Origin of the sequence: Cellulophaga fucicola (assembly GCF_900119145.1) — a bacterium.
In the GTDB taxonomy this organism is placed as follows: domain Bacteria; phylum Bacteroidota; class Bacteroidia; order Flavobacteriales; family Flavobacteriaceae; genus Cellulophaga; species Cellulophaga fucicola.
This window is the reverse complement of record NZ_FPIY01000003.1, coordinates 327,504-344,897: the sequence shown is the minus strand read 5'-3', so window position 1 is coordinate 344,897 and position 17,394 is coordinate 327,504. Positions and strand designations below refer to the sequence as shown.

Annotated in this window: 5 protein-coding genes and 1 tRNA gene; 4 read left to right on the top strand and 2 right to left on the bottom strand. The window is 33.5% G+C overall.

Going from position 1 to position 17,394, the window contains the following annotated elements; genetic code table 11:
- Position 1 precedes the first annotated feature (1 nt).
- The 4 genes from BT107_RS12145 to BT107_RS12130 all read left to right on the top strand — a co-directional run bounded on the left by BT107_RS12145 (position 2) and on the right by BT107_RS12130 (position 16,059).
- Positions 2–14,389 (top strand): T9SS type B sorting domain-containing protein, encoded by a 14,388-nt coding sequence (locus BT107_RS12145; RefSeq protein WP_072304080.1) that lies wholly within the window; start codon positions 2–4, stop codon positions 14,387–14,389.
- 26 nt (positions 14,390–14,415) lie between these two features.
- Positions 14,416–15,369, top strand: a complete 954-nt coding sequence (locus BT107_RS12140) for a PorP/SprF family type IX secretion system membrane protein (RefSeq protein WP_072304079.1) — start codon at positions 14,416–14,418, stop codon at positions 15,367–15,369.
- A 44-nt stretch (positions 15,370–15,413) separates the two neighbouring features.
- A complete protein-coding gene (folB, locus tag BT107_RS12135) occupies positions 15,414–15,770 on the top strand; it encodes a dihydroneopterin aldolase (protein ID WP_072304078.1) in 357 nt (118 codons plus the stop codon).
- Between the two features lie 218 nt (positions 15,771–15,988).
- Positions 15,989–16,059: transfer RNA gene (locus BT107_RS12130), tRNA-Cys, on the top strand.
- A 119-nt stretch (positions 16,060–16,178) separates the two neighbouring features.
- Here BT107_RS12130 and BT107_RS12125 read toward each other — a convergent pair.
- Positions 16,179–16,691 (bottom strand): Clp protease N-terminal domain-containing protein, encoded by a 513-nt coding sequence (locus BT107_RS12125; RefSeq protein ID WP_072304077.1) that lies wholly within the window; start codon positions 16,689–16,691, stop codon positions 16,179–16,181.
- Between the two features lie 28 nt (positions 16,692–16,719).
- On the bottom strand, positions 16,720–17,385 hold the full coding sequence (locus tag BT107_RS12120; protein WP_072304076.1) for a LysE family translocator: 666 nt from the start codon (positions 17,383–17,385) through the stop codon (positions 16,720–16,722).
- Positions 17,386–17,394 lie beyond the last annotated feature (9 nt).

Genomic DNA, 17,394 nt, shown 5'->3' with positions numbered 1-17,394 from the left:
AATGAATAAGTTTTTAAAATCATTATTAATTATTCTTGTCTTGGCCATGTCCCACCTAGGATTTAGTCAAGTTAAAAACAATTTTGAACCAAGGTATGATAATAGCATCCGTGGAGACTTAACTATTGTAGCAAATAACATTGTAAACCGTGAAGGTAATGAAGTTACAAGAGAAAGACGATGGATAAATACTTGGTGGGGAGGATACTGGGAGTATTATAATGTATTTACACCAGTAGATGCAGATGACCCATATAACCAAACAGGAAATAGCTCTACTGCTAATGATAGTTGGGATATGCAATACATAGATATAGATGGTGATGCATCTACATTTAGTTCTAGTAGTTCAACTTTAACTGTACCAGATGCTAGCTGTTCTAGAGTTAGGTATGTTGGTTTATATTGGTCTGCTGTATATGCAAATGAAACAGACCGTAGCAATATTGGAAATATTAAATTTAAAACACCTAGTGGTTCATATGTAGATATCTCTGCAGATGAAGTACTTTTTGATGGTTTTGGTGATGCAGACTTTGGTTATTATAGTCCTTATGCTTGTTATAAAGATATTACTTCAATAGTAACAGGTTTAGCAGACCCTAATGGTGAATATACTGTTGCAAACATTAGAGCTAGCGTTGGTGAAAGTCCATCTGGTGGTGTATCTGGTGGTTGGACAATGGTTGTGGTTTATGAAAACCCAACATACCCAGGTAAATATATTACCACTTTTGATGGTTATGCAGGTATTAAATCAGGAGAATCTGTAGATATTCCTGTATCTGGATTTACAACATTGCCTGCTCCTTTTCCTGTAAATGCCAGATTAGGTGTAAGTACTTTAGAAGGTGATAACGGTATTTCGGGTGATGGCTTGTCTATTAAAGCAAGTGGTAGACCAACTTATACTCCTCTAGGTACAAATACAGGTGGAGTTAATAGAAGTAACAACTTTTTTGACAGTAATGTCACTTTTGAAAACAATATCGTAACTACCCGTAACCCCAATAGTAGAAATACATTAGGATGGGATGCAGACCTTTTTACAATACCTAACACAGGTTGGTCTACCATCCCTAATGATGAAACAAGCGCTATATTAAGAGCAACTTCTACACAAGATAAATACGATATTTTCTTTACATCTTTTGATGTAGAAATTATAGAACCACAAATGCACTTAGCCAAAAGGGTAGAGGACATTGGTGGTACAGACATTACTGGCCAAGGTGTAAATTTAGGTCAAGTTTTAGATTATGTATTATCTTTCCAAAATGTTGGTAATGATGATGCAGATAACTACACTATAAAAGATATTTTACCTGTAAATGTAACATTAGACGAAACTAATATTACAATGCCAGCAGGCGTTACTTATACGTATAACCCAGCAAATAGAGAAGTTATCTTTTCTATTCCAAATAATTTAGTAGAACAGGGCGGACCATTAGAAAGCATACGTATGCGTGTACGTGTAGCAGAAAATTGTTTCGACTTTATAGATGCATGCTCAGATCTTATTCAAAATTTAGCATACTCTACATACAGAGGTGTTATAAACTCTAGCGAGATTACAGATGATCCAAGTGTTACAGATTTTGATACTTGTGGTTTTACAACTCCTGGTGCTACAAACTTTTTATTAGACGATTTAGAAAGTTGTGACTATAGCAGAAGTGTAGAAATCTGTGGTGCAGATGCTATTCTAGATTCTGGTGATGGTTTTGACGATTACGTTTGGTATAAAGATGAAAACGGAAACGGTGTTATTGACGCTGGTGATACTGTACAAAATGATGGTAATCCTGATGGTGATTTAAGCACACTTATTGTAGATGATATAGGTGTTTATATAGTTGATAAAATTATTGCAGATCCTTGTAAAGGTTTTCAAGAAATAATAACTGTAACACGTTTTGGAACTACACAAACAAACCCAATAACAGCATTAATTAACGATACTACAAATACTGTTGATGGTGAGGTTACAATTTGTCCAATAGACGGTGATCCGCTACCAAAAATATTTTTATGTGGTTTAAATGATGTAGAACCAATAAACATTAATATTCCTGATGCAACAAGCATACAATGGGAAAAGTTAGACGAGGGTAGTTGTACTGCATCTGTAGAAGACTGTGCTAATAAAAACGGTACTTGTACTTGGACACAGGTAGCAACCGGACAAACTTTTAATGCTGAAGATGAAGGGCAATATAGAGTAGTAATTAACTATTTAAATGGTTGTTTTACAAGATTCTATTTTAATGTATTTAAAAATAATTTAGACCCTAGAGCTACTATAAAAGACATTATTTGTACAACAGACGGTAGCATAAGTGTTACTAACGTTCCTGCAAATTATGATTTTCAATTATTAGATGCTGCAACAGGTAACATTTTAGTTCCTTACAGTGCAAATAACGGTCCTGTTTTCCCTATCACTAACAACGGAGCATACACAGTAGAAATGCGCCAACAAGGTGTGGTAGACGGTTGTGTATTTAGATTAGAAAATTTAGGTGTACTAGAAAGAGATTATAAAGTTAATATAACTACAAAAGATACTGATTGTACAGGTTTAGGAGAAATAAGAATTTCTGCTGAAGATGTAGAGCCACAATACTATTTTGCAATATCTCAAGGTGGTGTAAATGTAGATACTTTTGGACCTACAGATGATAATGACCATACATTTTTGGGCTTAAACGATGGTGTTTATGATGTAACAGTTACAACAGACGACGGTTGTACATTTACACAAGAAGTAACTATTAATGATGTATCTGATTTAGCAGGTACCGCATTAACAACAAAATCTATAGACTGTACAGATGGTATTATATCTGTAACAGCTACGGGTGGTGTTGCTGCACCAACTTATTCATATGCAATATGGAGTAAAGGTGGTGTAGATTTATATCCAGCTCCTTTTTCTATAAGTGATATTCCTGCAAGTGCATACCAAACTACAAGCGATTTTTACTTTGGTGCAGCAGATGCAGATACCTATGAGTTTATTGTAGTAGGTAGTAACAACTGTTATATTATTACTAATGAAGCTACAGTAGATATTGCACCTGCAATAGTTTACACACCAATTATAGAAGATGAAAAATGTTTTGGTGCAGAAGACGGTAGTTATAACATAAACATTACAAATAGTAATGGTTATACTATGTCTTATAGCCTATTATATCCAGATGGTACAACTACAGCTGTAAATAACTCAGGTTCTTTTACTTCTTTACCTCAAGGAGATTACATACTAACAATTACACAAACCAATGGTGGTACATCTTGCGATGTAGATGAACTTTTCACAATTGGTGGCCCTGTTGATGGTGTAACGGGAGATGCTGTTTTAACTCTAGATTATACGTGTTTACAAGAAGCTACTATACAAGTACAAAATGTTACTGGTGGTGCAACTCCTTATTCTTACAGTATAGATGGTGTTAATTTTAGCGCTGCTCCAGGTGCAGATACTTTTGCAAACTTAACTAATGGTGCTTATACTATTACAATTAGAGATGCTAACTTATGTACGTTTGTAACTAACGAAATTGTTATAGATGCTTTAAACCCACCAACAGATTTAGACTTTACAGCAACTGCTCCAAACTGTCCTACACAAACATCAGATGTTACTGTAACAGTTACGAATGGTACTGCTCCTTATACTTTTGAAATTATTGCTCCGGTAGCAGCTGTGGCAACAAGTACTACAGGAAATACAGCAACATTTGCTGGTTTAGCTCCAGATACCTATACCTTTAGAGTAACAGACGCTAAAGGTTGTGAATATGATGAGAGCTTTACAATTAGACCAGTAGACCCTATTACGGTAACTAGTAACTTAGTTAGTAATATTTCTTGTTTTGATGATACAGATGGTGAAGCAGAATTTAATGTAACTGGTTTTAATTCTACATACAATTATACCATAACAGGACCAACAGCTGTACCATCTGGTACAACGGTAAATAATACTTTAATATCCTTATCTAATTTAGATAATGGTACCTATACAATTACAGTAACAGATACAGAAACTAATTGTACTGCAACTGCAGATGTTATTATAAACGCACCTACTGCTGCATTAGCATTAAGTGTAAATGAAACACAACCAACATGTACAACAGATGGTAGCGTTGCTTTAACAGCTACTGGCGGTTGGGGTGGTAATGACTTTACAATTATATATCCAGATGGTACAACTACATTTACCAATGGTTCTGGTACGTTTAATAACTTAAACCAAACAGGAACTTATAATGTAAGCGTAGAAGATGCAAACGGTTGTATAGTAACGGCAAGTTTTGACTTAGATGCATCAGTTGCTCCTAATTTAGAAATTATTCCAAATGATGCTTGTTTTACTGCAGCTGCAGGACTAGAACTTACAGCAAATGTAACAGCTGGCGGAGATGGCACTTATCAATATAGAATAAACGGTGGTGCTTATAGCGCTAATAATGTGTTCTCTGGTTTAAACCCAGGAACTTACACAATAGACGTAATAGACGGTAAAAATTGTACTGGTACTGCTACTATTACAGTAAATCCAGAATTGACAGTAACAGCAGCAGCAGATGACATTACATCTTGTGGTACAGATGCAATTGTTACAATTACTCCTGCTGGTGGTAGTGGTGTAAACTATGTATATGCAATTGTTGCTGATGGGGCTACTCCGGTTACAACAGATTTTTCAACTACTAATCCTAGAACTGTTACTACAGGTGCTGGTGATTATGATGTATATGTACGTGATAATAATGGAACAGGAACTTTCTGTGAAGCTAAGTTTGATTTAAACATTGCTCAAGATGCTCCTTTAACTGTTTCTACAGCAAGTACAGACATACTTTGTAGTGGTGAATCGCAATCTACTATAACAATTACTGCTGGGGGTGGAGAAGCTCCATACACATATAGTATTGGGGGTGCTTATAAAACTTCTAATGTTTTTAATAATTTACCCGCTGGAAGCTATAGTATTAGTGTTAGAGATGCTAATAATTGTACAGTAACAACTACACATACCATAACAGAACCATTTACGTTATCTGCTTCTGCTGCAGTTACAGCATTATATGAATGTAACCCAACTACTGGTGCTGAGGTTAGAATAACAAATGCTCAAGGTGGTACACCTAATTATGAGTATAGTTTTGATGGTGGTGCTAATTATAGTACTAACCCAATTAACAACTTATTACCAGGTACACATACATTATATATTAGAGATGCTAATTTATGTACGTTTGAAATGACAGTAACTGTAGATCCTGCGCCAATTGCGCCTACATTTGCTCCTTCTGTTTCTTATGATTGTGAAGGTCTTGGTGAAATTACAGTTACACCAAATAGTACAGATTTTGATTATATCTATTCGATAGATGGTGGATTTAACTCACCAGATACCAGTAATGTATTTACAGATGTTACTGCAGGTACACATACTATTAAAGTAGATTATACATCTAATGTAGCTCCTACACCTAGTAATTTATTATCAGAAAACTTTGGTTCAGGACCAAATACATCAATAACACAAATAGATCCAGTATACTGTTATGAGCCACAAAATTTTACAACTGATGTTTGTAATTCTCCTAATGGAAGGATTAATGATGGTGAATATTCAGTAACGCAAAATATAGGTTTACTTTTTTCTGGTTGGATAAATCCAAATGATCATACAGGTAACCCTAACGGAAGGTTTTTAGCCATGAACGTTGGTGGTGTAGCTGGTGTTGGTGGTATTGTATATGCCAAAAGAGGTATAGAAGTTATACCAAATAGAGATATTACAATATCTACATGGGGCTTTAATTTAATAAGCTCAAATCCAGCTTTTAGCGGGCTTGCAGATCCTAGTATAGTTATAGAATTGGTAGATGCTGGTGGTGTGGTAATTGCTAATACTTCTACAGGTGAAATTCCTAAACATAATAATGCTGACGATTGGCATAATTATACAGTAACATTAAATCCAGGAACTAATACAAACCTTGATATTGTTATCCGTACAAATTCTGTTGCAACCAATGGTAATGATATTGCAATAGACGATATACAAGCATTTCAATTACCAGAAGTATGTTCTTCATCTGTAACTTTTGATGTAGTGGTAGAGGCTGGTAAAGCTTTTGCTGCAACAGTTACAAACCCTAAAAACATCTCTTGTTTTGGAGGTAATGATGGCGAATTTGTTATTAATGCTTCTAATTTTGGAGCAGGCGGATTTGAATATACTATAGATGGTGGTACTTCTTATGCTGGACCTTTTACAACTTCGCAAACCGTAACTGGTTTAACTGCACAAAACTATACTATTGAAGTTAGAGATGTAGATGATAATGCGTGTACTATTCCATTAACACAAGAATTAACAGAACCTACAGAAATTACAGTAACTGCATCTATAACAGATGAATTTACTTGTAACAATACTGGAGCTACAATAACTGCTGTTGCTAACGGTGGTACACCAACGTATAACTATCAATTAGAAATATACAATACAGTAACAACAACTTCTACTGTTTTTAGAGCATATCAATCTTCTGCTATATTTACAGATGTACCTGCAAATGCAGCTGATGAAAACTATATAGTAAGAGTACAAGATGATAAATTATGTACAAATGTTGTTACTCCTGCAATAACTGTTACTGCCCCAGAGGTACCAACTTTTGCAGCAACCCCAACTGCGTGTTACTCTGGTGCAAATGATGGTGAAATACAAGTAGATATTACTTCTATTCCTGGTAACGAAAATTTCCAGTTTAGTATTAACGGTGGTGCTTGGATTACTCCAACTCCAGCAACTGCAACAACATATACTTTTACTAATCTTGCAAACGGATCTTATACAATAGACGTTAAAGATGGTTTTGGTTGTGTTGCTATACAAGAAACGGTTGTTTTAAATCCTTCTTTAAGAGCTACAACAGTTCTAAATAACGATTTAACCTGTTTAGTAGATGCATCAATAGATGTAAATGTTACTGGAGGTTCTGGTACTTATACTTATGAATGGTCTACTACTAATTCTGGACCTTGGAATGCTACAAACTTTACAGGAAATAACTTTACTACAGATACAGATGGTACATACTTTTTTAGAGTAACAGATAATACAACTCCTGTTGCATGTACATACATTACAAACTCTGTAATTGTATTACCAGCAGAATTACCTGTAATAACTAGTGTAACTCCAACAGATTTAAATTGTAACGGAGACGATTCTGGTAGTTTAGATATTGTAATAGATACTAGTGTTGGTTTAGCTCCTTATACAATTAATGTTACAAACACAACTACAGCACAAGATTATGGTACACAAACATCTGGTTTAACAGCAGGCGATTATACTGTAACTGTTACAGATTCTAAAGGTTGTATAGTTACAGAAACAACAACAATTAATGAACCTGCAGTAATAAATTATACTGTTACAAGTCAACCAATAACTTGTAATATAATTGGTGGTAATACAAATCCCGGTTCTATAACAATAACAAATACAAGTGGTGGTACTGCAGAATATACGTATATACTAACTGCTAATAATGGTATTGCACCACAAACTTACAATACAACAGCAACTACAAGAGACCATACTTTTGATATTTTAACTTTTGGTATTTATGAAGTAGATATTGTTGATGCTAATGGTTGTTCTGCTTTTACAACACAAGTTATATCATCTCCACCAGATGATTTAGATATAGATGTAAGCACATCTACAGCAAATTGTGCAGATGGTGGTACTGCAATAGTAGAAGTTTCTGCATTGGTTGGTAGTGGTAATTATGAGTTTGGTATTTTAGAAGATTTTAATTCTCCTTATACATCAACTTATTATTCTCCAGATACAGCAGGAGGTAGTATTATTACATTCTCTCAAACGGCTAATGGCGTATACTTAACACCTGGTATAACATATACTTTTGTTGTACACGATTTAACAACTAATTGTTATTATTTTGAAACTGCAGCGACACCTATAGATAGCCCGTCTAATATGACAGCAAATTTAGATGTAGTAGCTAACGTAACATGTACAGGTTCTAACGATGGTAATATATCTTTTACTTTTGACAATTATGATGCCTCAGCAACAGCAGTAGATTATGAAATTTTCTATAAGCAATCTAACGCACAAATAACACCTACTCCTGTTACTGGCTCAACTCCAGTTTCTGGACCGGTAACAGCAATGACTGTATCTAATTTTGCAACATTACCTCCAGGTCAATATTATTTATTATTATCTGAAGTTGGTGGTCCGTTTAATGGTTGTACTGTTTACGGTGGTGAATTTACTATACGTGAGTCTGTTAACTTATTAGAGATAGATTTAACCCTAACTAAAAATGATAACTGTAACACAGACGCAGGTGTAATAACTGCTAGTGGTCAATATGGAACAGGCCCTTATGAATATCAAATTTTACCAACAGGTGCTACAGCGCCAACATTAACCACTTGGACAGGTTCTTCTGTAAACGTATTTAATGTAGAAGGTGGTACTTATGACGTTTATATTAAAGATGCATATGGTTGTATACAAACAGAATCTATATTTGTACCAACTGATGTTTCACCAGAAATATCTTTAACATTAGTAAATGAATGTGTAGCAGAAGGAAATTACGAAGTTTTAGTAACTTTAGATATTCCAAGTACAACACCTTATTCTCTAAGTGTTAATGGTGCTGCTTTCCAAAATATTACATTTATAGCTGGTGAGTATACCATAACTGGACTAAGTTCTGGTGCTGCACAAACAGTAGAAATAAAAGATTTAAATGGTTGTGGAGAAACAGAAACGTTTACAATTTATCCTAAATTTCAAGCTACTGCAGCAGTAACTAAATTGTTAGACTGTTCTGCAATGCCAAATGCAGAAATTACAATCACTGCTTTTGATGGTTCTGGTTCTTATGCATACGAAATTGATGGTCCTGGTACTAATGACTTACCAAGAACTAATTTACCATCACCTGCAAATGCTGATGTTTGGAATGGTGCAACTGTATCTGGTACTTATGTAGTATCAGTATATGATAACAATACTCCATCTTGTCCTCCAACAGTATTTAATATTGTTGTAGAAGATGCCGTAACTCCAATATTTACACACACATTTACAGATATTACTTGTAATACTGCTGATGATGGTACAATAACTTTATATCAAACAGATAATGGTATTAATCCATTAACATATACAATAACACCTTTAGCTGGTACTTTTGATGCTGCAACAAGCACATTCTCAAACTTACCTCCTAATACATATACAGTAACTGCAACAGGTACAAATGGTTGTACAGCAACTATTACAAATATTGTAATTGCAGATGTAGATCCTATTGTAATTGTAGATACAGATGTTGTAGAATTTGGTTGTACACCTACAAGTGGTAATACAAATAACAATGCAAGTATTACAGTAGAAAATACTGTAACTAATATTACAGGTGGTAGTGGAACATATGTTATTTATGAATTTATAAATGATAACAATACACCTACAACTGCTGATGATGTTATTGTACAAACTGGTTCTAGTAATGTTTATATAGAAACAAATACTGTTGGTGGTTCTTATACAATTAATGTATATGATGATAATGGTTGTGTTGGAACAATTGAAGAAGATATAGCTCCTTATGATGAGTTACTAACAGCTACTGCTGCAATTACAGGCGATATTACTTGTGATCCTGGTACAGATGGTGAAATAACTATTACTGCTACATCAAATACAAATGATACTTCTAAATTTGAGTATAGTATTGATAACGGAACAACGTGGCAACCTTCAAATGTTTTTGGTGGTTTAGATGTTGGTACTCATAATTTCTTAGTAAGACATACAGATACTGGTTGTGTTATAACAACATCAGAAACTATAACTAGTCCAGATGTATTAGAATTAGATGCAACTGTATTAAGTAATGTAATTTGTTTTGGTGGTAATGATGGTAGTGTAGAATTTAATTTACATGATAATGCTAATGTTACTTATACAGGTGCAATAGCATACATACTTTACCAAGATATATTCAATACTCCTGCAGATACTACAGATGATACACAAACTCCAGGTATTGCACCAAATGGTAATTTTGTAATTAATAATTTAGTAGCTGGTACGTACTATATAGAAGTAGAACAAACTCCAGATCCTAGATGTACGTATACACAGGCATTTACTATTGCTGGTCCTAGTGCTGCAATAACAGCTGCTACAGAAGTTACACCAGTAACTTGTTTAGGTAATGACGGAGTTATAGAAGTTATTAATGCTGCTGGTGGTTGGGGAGACTATGTTTACTTTGTAGATGTAGCAACTAATCCTGCTCCAGTATATCCAACAGATTATGTTTCTAATCCTAGATTTACTGGTTTATCTGGTGCTGCAGCTCCGGCTGGTACAGATTACCAAGTTTGGATTGCAGATAAAAATGGATGTATTATTCAATTAGCAGATGTTAATTTAGTAGAGCCAATAGATATAACTGCAACTTTACAGGTAAACCAAGAAAACTGTACAAACCTAGAAGGTGAAATTGAAGTTATTGGAACTACAGGTGGACAAGGAAGCAACTACACATACCAACTTATTAAAGATGGTACAGCAGTTGGTTCTCCACAGACTACTACAATATTCTCTGGTTTAGGTGCTGGTTCTTACACAGTATTAATTAACGATCAATGGTCTTGTGACTTTACAACAGTTGCAACAGTTTTATATGAAGAAATAAATGTTTCGACAATTGTTGATAAGCCAATAGATTGTACTGTAGATCCAGGCGGACAAATAACAGTAAATGTAACTGGTGGTTCTACAAACCTAGAATTTACTGCTACATTACCAATAAGTAGTACAACAATTACAAATACAACTGGTGTGTTCACTGGTTTAACAGAAGTTGGTGTGTATAGCTTTAGGGTTCGTGATTTAGACACAAGTGCACCAATATGTGAAAAAACAGTTACACAAGAATTAACTGATAAGGTAGATCCTATTTTATTAGCTTCAACTATAGAAAATGTTAGTTGTTTTGGTTTATCAGACGGTAGTATAACTGCTAATTTAGATCCTGCAACAAATGTAGATCCTATATATAACTATAATTTATATGATGCTACAGGAGTAACTCAAATAGGAGTAACTCAAACTAGCCCAACTTTTACAGGTTTAGCTGCTGCTTTTTATCAAATAGAAGTAGTATCTGCTAAAGGTTGTGCTATTAGACAAACTGTTGAGGTTACTCAGCCTACAGAATTACTAATAAGTGCAGTTGCAACAGACTTTGCTTGTGCTCCTAATAACACTGTAAATACAGCAACAATTACAGTAACTATAGAAGATGGTGCTACAACACCAGGAATTCCTTCTGGTTCTAATCCGTACTTATATAGTATAGATAATGTAAACTTCCAGACAGGAAATACATTTACTGTTACAGATACAGGAGTTACACAAACAATTACAGTTTATGTTAAAGATGATAATAGTTGTCCGCAAACAACAATAGTAACTATAGAGCCTATTAATAAATTTACTGCTGTAATTGCTCAAGACACTGCCATATCATGTAATGGTCCAGAAGAGGTTACTATTACAGTAACAGATAATGGTGATGCTACAAATGTATACACGTATGAGTTATTACCAATTGGTAATACAAATGCTACGCAAATAACAACACCAACATATAACACTGCAACTTTTGAATTAACAGCAGTGGGTGGTTATGTATTTAGAGTTACAGATACAACTACCGGTTGTTATGTAGATACAGAAGTGTATAACATTGCACAATACGATTTAATTAAGGTTTCTGCTAGAGCAACTTCTCCTATAACTTGTTTTGGAGGTACAGACGGCGAAATAGAAGTAACAGTTACAGATACTACAGGACCATTTACGTATACAGTTTTAAATGCTGATGGTACCTTAACAGGTATTAATGGTAATGCAACAACAAACACATTTACTATAACTGGTTTATCTGGTGGTAATTATTACGTAGCAGTTACAGAAGATAATGCTCCTTTTTGTACTGAAGATTCTAATGTAATAACAATAGTTTCTCCAGATATGGCATTAACAGCAACAGTAACACAAACTGCAGCTGTAACTTGCGATGATAATGCTGGTGAAATAGTAGTACAACCAACAGGTGGTTATGCTCTTTATGATATTGTTTTAAGAAACAATGCTACAGCTGTAGAAACTACTTTTACAGATGTTTCTTCTGTAAGTTTTGTTAGATTAAGTGCTGCTACGTATACTGTAACAGTAACAGATGATGGTGGTTGTTTATTTACAGATACAATAACATTAGATCCTGCTATACCTATTACAGCAGATATCACTCCACTTACACAAATGTTAACTTGTTTTGGAGATAGTAATGGTAGTGTAAGCGCTACTAACGTATTAAATGGTGAAGGTGTTTACAATTACCAATTAAATGTTTATGATGATGCTGGTACAACTGTTTTATACACCAGTGCTACACAGACAAGTCCAATATTTAACAATTTAAGTGCTGGTATATATACGATAACAGTATCTGATGGTTGGAACTGTGATGTAGAAACTATACAGGCTATTATAACAGAGCCAACAGATATTACTGGATCTTTGGTACAGGTTTCACAATTAACGTGCGTAGATCCAGCAGAAATAAGATTAACAGCTACTGGTGGTACTGCTCCTTATGAGTTTAGTGTAGATGGTATAAACTTTACGCCAATGACTGGTGGAGATACACATACATTTACAGTAACAGCAGGTGTTTACCAATACTATGTAAGAGATGATTTTAACTGTGGTAACATTATCAGTAATCTAGTTACAATAGATGCTGTACCACCGTTAACTATTGCTTTAGACGAAAGTGCTGCAATTATTAATTGTAATGGTGAGTCTACAGCAACCATAAGCTCAAGAGCTAGTGGTGGTTTAGGTAATTATTCTTATGAGTTATTAGATAACCCAACAAGTACTAGTCCTTTACAAGGACCACAAACTACGGGTGATTTTAGAAACTTACCAATTGGTACTTACTATATAAAAGTAACATCAGATGGTGGTTGTGAAACAGTATCTAGAGCAATAACAATAATAGAACCTACTCCTTTAGTAATAGAAAATGAGGAATACACAGATGTAACTTGTTTTGGTGAAGAAAATGGTACTATAACTGTTGAGGTTAGTGGTGGTACAGGAGAAATTAAATACTCTATAACACCTAACTTAGATCAGTTTGATACTAAAAACGTATTTACAGATTTAGCACCTGGAGTTTATGATGTAATTGCACAAGATGAAAACGGTTGTTTTATAGCTTTTGACTTTACAATTAGCGAACCAACTGTAATACAGTTAAGCGCTTCTACAACAGGTGAAACTTGTACAGGTAATGAAGATGGTATGGCTACAGTTACAATAACTGGTGGTACTGCTCCTTACAGAACTAGTTTAGATTCTAACGATCCTGCAGATTATGTATTAGACAGAGTAGATTTCTCTGGATTATCTTCTGGAGCACATGTAATATTAGTTAAAGATGCTAATGGTTGTGATGCTAATATTGTAATAGATATTGCGCCAGGTGTTAACTTAAAAGCAACTGCAACACCTATTTACGAGTGTAGTACAGATACGCCTACAAATTATTTAGACGTTGTTTTAGAAGACAACACAATAACAGACGTATTATACGGTTTAGATACTACAGATCCTGCTGCAATGCAATTAACTCCAGACTTTACAAATATGTCTGCTGGTAATCATTATTTATACATATTGCATGCAAATGGATGTTCTGAAACTATTGACTTTACAGTAGATGCTTTTGATCCGTTAACACTTGTATTACAGAATACTAATATTAACGAAATAACGGCAATTGCTGCAGGTGGTAACCCTAAATATACTTTCTATCTGGAAGGAAACAATAATGGGGAAGACAATACGTTCAGGATACGTAAGACAGATACTTATACCGTTGTTGTGAGAGACGAAAATGGTTGTGAAACGACTCAAGATATATTTATTGAGTTTATAGATATAGAAATCCCAAATTTCTTTACACCTAACGGTGATTCTGAGAACAACACATGGAAACCTAAAAACACAGCAGGGTTCCCTAATATCTTAACTATTATCTATGATAGATATGGTAGAGAATTATATAGAATGGGAGCAAATGATGCAGGCTGGGACGGCTATTATAATAATAATGAAGTACCATCTGGAGATTACTGGTATACTATTAAGCTTAAAGGTGAAGAAGACGACAGAGAGTTTGTTGGACACTTTACATTGTACAGATAAAAAATAAAAGAACTTAACCTATAATTATGCGATTTAAATTAGCAATCTTATCTCTATTTGCCGGCACAATGCTTTCGAATGCACAGGAGCTAAATTCACCACAACTCTCCCAATATTTGGCAGACAACCCATTTGTTTTATCACCAACATACGCAGGTATTGGTGATCATGTAAAAATTAGGATGAATGGTCTTGCTCAATGGGTAGGTATAGAAGATGCACCAAGAACACAGTCTTTAGCGGCTGATGCCAGAATTGGTAACAAGTCTGGACTAGGTATATTTTTATATAATGATAAAAACGGATACACTAAACAACAGGGAGCAAGAATTTCTTTTGCACACCATTTAACTTTAGATAGGTATGAAGATGAGTTTTTATCTTTTGGTATCTCTTATAACTTTAATCAGTTTAGAATAGACATACAAGAGTTTAACTTAGTTGCTACTCCAGATAATGCAGTAACAGACGATAGGTCTACAACAAACCACAACTTTGATGTTGGTCTTATGTATAGAATTAATAAGTTTTATGCCAGTTTAAATGTATCTAACTTAATAGATAAAGATATTTCTAACTTTAATGAAACTTTTGAACCTAATGCATTAAGAAACTACTACTTGTATACTGGTTACAGATACAAAAAGAGTAGAAATAGTGATTGGGAAATAGAGCCATCTGTACTTTATAAAATGTTTGAAAGTGATGGAAGGTCTGAAACAGATTTAAATTTAAAATTTAGAAAATACGATTTTGAAGATTATTACTATGCAGGTGTAAACTATAGATTTTTAAACGATCAAATTGGTAAACCCTTATATTTAGCGCCTTTTGCAGGTCTAAAGAAAGATAATTATTACTTTGGTTACTCGTATCAAATAATTTTAAACGATATTTTAAATTACAGTACAGGTACACACGTTATAACAATTGGTGTAGATTTATTCCAGGGATTAAGTAATTGTAGATGTACTTACTAATTATTAATATGATTAGTTAAGTTTGCACATCTAAATAAAACCAAATGGGAAAAATAACAGTAAGTAATATTAAAACTTACGCATACCACGGTTGCTTGCAAGAAGAAGCATTAATTGGTAGCGATTATCTAGTAAATGTTACTGTACATGCAGATTTAAAAAAAGCATCTGTATCTGATGATTTAGAAGATACGGTAGATTATGTACATATAAACCATATTGTAAAACAAGAAATGGCAATAAGATCTAAATTATTAGAGCACGTTGCCAAGAGAATTATAGACCGAATTTTTTCAGAACTGAGTATTGTAAATGAGTCAGAAGTTACAGTTTCTAAATTAAACCCTCCAATTGGTGGTGATGTAGAAATGGTTTCGATAACGGTACAATTAACTCGTTAAACTGCAAGAAAAGAAGTTTCATATACTTGTGAATATATGTACATTTGATCTCTCCCCCGTATTAAAAATGGCATTGTGGTCGAAATGGATAGACATAATCCCGCAAGGATTATCATAGTGGTTCGAATCCACTCGATGCCTCGAAAAAAAATGCAAAATTGATTTAAAAAAACTTATTTGCTTATGAATTTATTTTTGTAAGTTTGCAGTCCTAAAATGGCATCGTGGCCGAGTGGCTAGGCAGAGCTCTGCAAAAGCTTGTACAGCAGTTCGAATCTGCTCGATGCCTCAAAAACCTTCACTAACGTGGAGGTTTTTTTGTTTATAATTATACCAAAATAATTATCTATCTTATTATCAAATAAATACAAATTTATAACAGTTCTTTAGCGTTAAAAGATGCTGAGTTTAATACAATACTATTTTATATTTTTTTTTTATAATAGGAAGTAATCCTATAGAAACTAAGCGTTTATTGCTACCAAAATATTCTAGAAATTTGTTAGATTTCATTATTCTAATTTTTTCACATTCACTTTTAAACTTAAAGTAATCCATTCCATTTTCTTTTAAAAAATTACCGGCGTAGCTATTTTTATTAGCTAGCATAGCAAGTATTATATGTTCTGAATTTACTTTTTTATCTGAATAGATGCGGGCATAAAATGCACTATTTTTTAAAATATGATCTAACTCTTTAGTTAAATAGTACTTTGTAACTATTTTTTTATCATCGGACCTTAAAAGTTCTATTAGTTTTTGAAATTTCCAATCGTAAGATTTAAATATTTTTTGAGGAATATTATTAGATTTTAAAGTAGCTATTAAAAAATGAAAAGAAGATATATACTCAGAATTTAAATCTATAGCTACTATTCTACTATTAGCTATTATTTTTTCGAGTTCAGGATCAAATTTCATTATTAAAATAGTATTTAATAATAAGAAGTTATTTATCTAAAAGTTCTAAACCTTCTTGAATATTTAATTGGTCTTTAGGTAAAAACCCTTTTGTAATAAGTACCAAACCACAAATAACAAGTATAATACCTAGTATTTTTTTAGTTAAAAAAATACGTTTGGGAGTTAAATATCTTTTAAGCTGTTTAGCCAAAAGTATTTTAATAATATCTGTAACAAAATAAGTACCTAACATAGCAGAAAAGAAAACTACAATTCTGTTAGAGTCGTTATCTAAACTAGGACCAACTACTAGAATAACACCAAGCCAAAATACTAAAACTCCAATATTTATAAAGTTTAATAAAAAGCCTTTAATAAATAAACTTAAGTATGCACTTTTACTAGATTTAAGCGCTGTTGGTTTTTCTTTTACGGGTTTTTTTATAATAACAATAACCCCATAAACTAGAAGTATAACACCTCCAAAAATGTATAATCCTGGTAAATTACTTAAATTTTCTAGTAGTTGATAACTACTAAAATAAGCAACCGTTAAAAATAAAATATCGGCTAAAATTACACCAAGATCAAAAATCAATGCAGCTCTAAATCCTTTAACTGCACTGGTTTCTAAAAGAACAAAAAAAACAGGACCAATCATAAAACTTAAAAAAAAGCCTAATGGTATTGCTGCCTGTATATCATCTAACATGTAATAATT

Excerpts from the sequence above, each read along its gene's own strand:
- BT107_RS12145 (WP_072304080.1), top strand. The coding sequence starts at position 2 with ATGAATAAGTTTTTAAAATCATTATTAATTATTCTTGTCTTGGCCATG.
- BT107_RS12140 (WP_072304079.1), top strand. The coding sequence starts at position 14,416 with ATGCGATTTAAATTAGCAATCTTATCTCTATTTGCCGGCACAATGCTT.
- folB (WP_072304078.1), top strand. The coding sequence starts at position 15,414 with ATGGGAAAAATAACAGTAAGTAATATTAAAACTTACGCATACCACGGT.
- BT107_RS12125 (WP_072304077.1), bottom strand. The coding sequence starts at position 16,691 with ATGAAATTTGATCCTGAACTCGAAAAAATAATAGCTAATAGTAGAATA.
- BT107_RS12120 (WP_072304076.1), bottom strand. The coding sequence starts at position 17,385 with ATGTTAGATGATATACAGGCAGCAATACCATTAGGCTTTTTTTTAAGT.